Source organism: uncultured Paracoccus sp., assembly GCF_947487305.1.
Lineage (GTDB): Bacteria > Pseudomonadota > Alphaproteobacteria > Rhodobacterales > Rhodobacteraceae > Paracoccus.
Window position 1 is genome coordinate 1 of sequence record NZ_CANKWH010000053.1, and the last position, 4,580, is coordinate 4,580.

Annotated in this window: 4 protein-coding genes and 2 pseudogenes; 5 read left to right on the plus strand and 1 reads right to left on the minus strand. The window is 57.6% G+C overall.

The window, feature by feature from the left end:
* Window positions 1-90: 90 nt before the first annotated feature.
* The 5 genes and pseudogenes from repC to Q1A36_RS21080 form a co-directional block, all read left to right on the plus strand.
* Window positions 91-1,248 (plus strand): annotated as a pseudogene (gene repC / locus Q1A36_RS21060) (plasmid replication protein RepC); the annotation flags it as partial.
* Between the two features lie 614 nt (window positions 1,249-1,862).
* On the plus strand, window positions 1,863-2,186 hold the full coding sequence (locus Q1A36_RS21065) for a DUF736 family protein (RefSeq protein WP_100560382.1): 324 nt from the start codon (window positions 1,863-1,865) through the stop codon (window positions 2,184-2,186).
* Window positions 2,187-2,247: 61 nt separating this feature from the next.
* Complete coding sequence (locus Q1A36_RS21070; protein WP_100560287.1) at window positions 2,248-2,472, plus strand: hypothetical protein; 225 nt, start codon at window positions 2,248-2,250, stop codon at window positions 2,470-2,472.
* A gap of 476 nt (window positions 2,473-2,948) precedes the next feature.
* Window positions 2,949-3,266: pseudogene (locus tag Q1A36_RS21075) on the plus strand (recombinase family protein); the annotation flags it as partial.
* Window positions 3,267-3,442: 176 nt separating this feature from the next.
* Entirely contained in the window at window positions 3,443-3,850 is a 408-nt protein-coding gene (locus Q1A36_RS21080; RefSeq protein WP_100560291.1) for a hypothetical protein, read from the plus strand.
* 5 nt (window positions 3,851-3,855) lie between these two features.
* Here the strand turns inward: Q1A36_RS21080 and Q1A36_RS21085 are convergent, their stop codons facing one another.
* On the minus strand, window positions 3,856-4,515 hold the full coding sequence (locus Q1A36_RS21085; protein WP_299848113.1) for a type IV secretion system DNA-binding domain-containing protein: 660 nt from the start codon (window positions 4,513-4,515) through the stop codon (window positions 3,856-3,858).
* Window positions 4,516-4,580: the final 65 nt, after the last annotated feature.

Here is a 4,580-nt window from a genome sequence, read left to right on the forward strand (position 1 = left end):
TCTGATGTCTGCATCGCCAAAATTTACGCCCAAACCGTCAGGCAGGCAACTGTAGCCCAGTTAACGTGACAACACCCGCTAAAGAAATGCGCCGGTCGCCTTGGCATAAAAGGCTATCCCTACCAGATCCTCGACACGCTTCTTGCTATCTCCCCGGCAGAGGACTGGACAGAGGGCAAGCGTCCCGTCGTTGCCATATCAAATGCCCGTTTGGCCTATGATCTTGGCGTCTGCGAGAAAACCGTCACCCGCGCCATTCGTTCGCTCGTGGAGGCGGGCATTGTCGCTTATCGCGACAGCCCGACCGGTCGCCGCTATGTAAATCGGGAAGGCGGGGGCAGCTTCGGCCTTGATTTCTCGCCCGCCAGAGCGCGGCTCGCGGAACTCGAAGAACTGGCGAGCGCTCATGTTGATGAGTGGCGATCGATGCGCGAGACGACACGGCAAAGCCAAGGTGTCGCCCGGCAGATCGTCGATGCGCTCGAACAGCTTCGCCGTGATGGTCATGAGACGCAGGGTTTCGAGGAGAAGTTCAATGCGCTCGTAGTCGATTTTCACCAACAGAGGGCAAATCCTGACTACCTTGCGCAGCTCGTGGACCTCCTGAAGGACGCACTTGCACTGTATGAGCCGTCCGAGCAACCTTCGGGGTCATCGCCACAGAATGATGATTCTGCCGATCAAAGCCGTAAAGAGTCCCCCGCGCAGGACAATTCTGTCCCCCCATATACAACTACAACCCCCACGACATTAGTAAGAAGAGAACGGCATCGCGCTAACGCACGATCGATTCAGTTTAGTTCTGAGATCGGCTCCGCCGATCAATGGGCTCTCGAAAAAGAGCCTGTGCGAGCGGAACCGTCTGCGCAAGACCGGGAACGTAGTGATGATGATCCTGCAACCACCCTTGATCTGCTACGGCTAGCTTGCCGCCAGCTTCAGGCCGAATATGGCATCAGTTTCTCGTCCTGGCGCGATTTGGAGGGGCAGGCCGACACAATCCGGGCGCTCATACAAATACCGCGCGAAACATGGGTCGCGGGCGTACAGGTCGCCGGCCGGATGAACGCGGCCGCGGCGCTCGCGATCGTGGCTGAGAAGCTGGTGCGGTCCGCCGCGCTGAAGCCGGGCGCGGCCGAGATCGCGAAGCCGGCGCGCTACTTCCTGTCAATGCTGTACCGCTCGCCGAAGGGTGAATTGCACCTCGCGCCGACACTGCGGGCCTTGGCGAAATCTGCCATGAACTAGGGCGCTCGAATTGTTGAAGGCGAAAGGGAAGCCCCCGCCGAAGCAGGCCGGGGGGACGGCGCGAATACCGATGATGGTCATTGGCATCGAGGTCCTGCCGGCAAGATGTAGGGAGCTGTGCACGCTTTGCAAAGCGGCGCTGACAGTTTGAGGTGAAGGACCAAGCTACCGGCCTGGTTCATGTTCCAGATTGCCGACTGTCATTTCGATAGACGGGCGCGAAAGCTGTGTAGCGTAGCTGGCGGCACGGAGCAGGAAGTTTCGTGCGCGCGACGCCTAGGCCATTGATGTCAATGTCGTCGGGACGAACACTGTGAAGCCGTGCCGGTCAAAATGCCGGTTTCGGCTATGGAATGAAATGGGACGAGAGCAAAGACATAGCGATCAAATCCCTTTGCATGGCAGCGTTGTCGATCGAATAGGCCACTAGGACCGTCCGCCCGGCCAGCAACAGCATAACCGAACGATTTTCCCCGCGCCTGCGGCGCTTCCTCGCGAGTCAAAATCGCCCGCCAATGCCGTCCTCCGCTGCGCTGCGGCCCTTCGGGTGCAGCCCGGTCTTTGTGCGGTCCTTTCTCGTGTCCATCGACAACGCAAGCAAAGGAGATCGCGCAATGTCTGACCTCGTAAACTTCATCCAGATCGACGCCGAAACCGACACGCTGACCGGCAACCTCGCAACGCTGACCTTCGACATCGACATCACCGGCGAGCCGGTTGAGAGCACGAACCCTCAGGCTCCGGTCTACCGGCTTTACGCGAAGTCCCCGCGCAACCGCCGGATCGAGATCGGCGGCATCTGGAAAAAGAAGAACCAGAGGGGCGGCGAATACTATACGCTCACCGTCAACACCGGCTTTGCAAAGCTGAACGCGAACCTGGGCCGCTATCCGGGGCAGGATGACGAAAGCCTGATGGCGGTCATCCCCTGGGATTGATCCACCCGGCCCCCGCTTCGGCGGGGGCTTCCCTTTCGCCTTCCCTGAGACGGAGAGTTCAATGACTGATTCCCAAACCCACCTGTTTCGTGTGGAGCTCGAACGCCCAAATGGCGCCCTGGATTGCTATCCGTGTGTATCGCTCGATACGCTGCCCGAGCTGATCGTTCCGCTCATCTCGAGCGCTGATGAACCCGCCGGCACCATTGTCCGCGTCTACGACTATCAACGCTGGACGCCCGACAGTGAAAGCGGGCTCATACGTGCCCTGTCTCTCCTCGAATAGGACTTGCCCCTTGTTCGATCCGCGCCGGAGGCGGATCGAACTTTCTCGCCAACGGGCGAGGGGCGATGCCCCTCGTCCCGATAGGTCAGGATGGCACCGAACCGCCCGATCCGGTCAAACTCGGTCGCTTGCGACCGGAACCGGAGCCACGCGCAGCGGCGAGCCCGCGAGCATGGCGAGGCTCTGCAATTTGACCGGATCGAGGATCGGTGCATTTCAACAAGGAAATAGTCGCCGGCGAAGCCGGCCTTCCATGCAGTAAGGGTTTTCCAGCCCGGAGGGCCGAAGCCTGCTTTCGAGGGAAAGCAGGCGTAGCAGGCGGAGGCCTGAGCGCGCCCCCAATGGCGCCGTAGAGAAGGCCGGAGCCTGTGGGAAAACCCTGCGGCCGAAGGCCGCCGTAAAACGCTGTCCCAAAACTGACGTTTTTGATATGTTGTTTTTGTTACGGGTTTTCTCGCCATGTCCGGATAGGACTCGCATCAATCGACACGACGACGCCGGCGGGCAAGATGGTTTTCGGGATCTTCGCCGCTCTGGCTGAGTATGAACGCGAACTGACAATAGAACGTACTGTGGCGGGCCTCTCTGCTGCGCGAGCGCGCGGGAGAGTAGGAGGGAGACCGCCGAAAATGACAAAGGCGAAGTTACGTTTGGCTATGGCTGCGATGAGCCAGCCGGGAACGAAGGTCGGGGAACTATGCCGGGAATTAGGCATTACCCGATCGACCCTTTATCGGCATGTCGGGCCAGACGGCACCTTGCGGACCGAGGGGAAAAAGCTCCTGCCAAGCTAGTCGTATTTGACATTGAAAATGTCGCAGGATTCATTGTGAAATGATTCTGCTGGATGGAGCAAAACATTGACTCCATTAAGGGAGATGATAACGGTTAGGACGTTCTCTTGTATAAAAGTACACCAATAAGCGCACCAAATAAAATCGAACGTGGGAACGACAGACGGGCGGAACAGATGAAGGGCATCTCAAAGGTAATAACGTTTGACGGCCCACCTGAACCAGAGAAAATAAAACCGGGTGAAGCCGGCGTGAATCTCTCTTGGTTGACAGAACTCGCGGATAACCCTCCTCCAAAAAACAGGCATTGGTCTAAGATGCTTCGGGAGTTGGTGTTAAATCCGCGAGCGGATGGGACAACTCCGACAAATGACGAGTTGGCGGCTAAACTCGAAGTCTTTCGAGATACAGTGATGCGCGCCAAAAAGCGTTGGCAAAAGATCGGCGTGATCTATCGCGTCAATTACAACGGCGTTTATGCTTACAATCCCAAAATGCTTGTCGCGAAAGACAAGGACGGGAATGTCATAAAGCACGTGTCGATTGATGTGCGGGCGGCGTCCGATATGGAGGCCTACCACTAGGGCAACTAGCGGTACTTCTCAAAAAGATCGACCTGTTCGGGCTTGTCTCCGGCCTCCTCAGAATGTGCCGGAGCACTCGCATTTTTGCGTGCGGCCGCGGCCGCCGCTTTGAAGGCTTCTTCAAGCGGCAAGTCCTCTTGTTCGGTATCTTCGGTCGAAGGCAGCGCACCTCGTGGCGGCGGTGAGTTCTTACCAAGAACCGCCTTCACATAGACGTCGATATCGGCGTCACTGGTGAAGGTGCCGGTTGGTTTAAAGGTGTAGGTCCACTCGGCCGGAACGTTCGACGGGCGATGATCCTTTGCGTCTTCAGGGAAGGGGAATTTGACCTGATAGACGTTCTTGCCGATCCCGGTAACGAAGGCGGTCACACCTTTATCATCGACGCCCAATTCCGTGCTGAATTCCGATCGTTCGATAGGGCTGGCGCGATGCGTCTCCTTCAGCCATTTCGTCGTGCCATCGGTCATCATGTCCCGGCGATATTCATAGAATGTCGTCTCGCCCAGGTCACGTTCCATGCGTTCTGCTGTGGGTCCAAAGTTGATGCGAGTTATGACCTTTGTGCCAACAGACGCTATGAGGACGTCGAGGACTTCCTGTCCGTAGTTTTTGGCGATCTGTGACAGGTCTTGCAGACCAAGTACGGCGCAGGGTGTTGTCACGTTAACTGGGCTACAGTTGCCTGCCTGACGGTTTGGGCGTAAATTTTGGCGATGCAGACATCAGA

Bases quoted from the DNA above. Each gene is read 5' to 3' on its own strand.
- Q1A36_RS21065 (WP_100560382.1), top strand. From the start codon at position 1,863: ATGTCTGACCTCGTAAACTTCATCCAGATCGACGCCGAAACCGACACG.
- Q1A36_RS21070 (WP_100560287.1), top strand. From the start codon at position 2,248: ATGACTGATTCCCAAACCCACCTGTTTCGTGTGGAGCTCGAACGCCCA.
- Q1A36_RS21080 (WP_100560291.1), top strand. From the start codon at position 3,443: ATGAAGGGCATCTCAAAGGTAATAACGTTTGACGGCCCACCTGAACCA.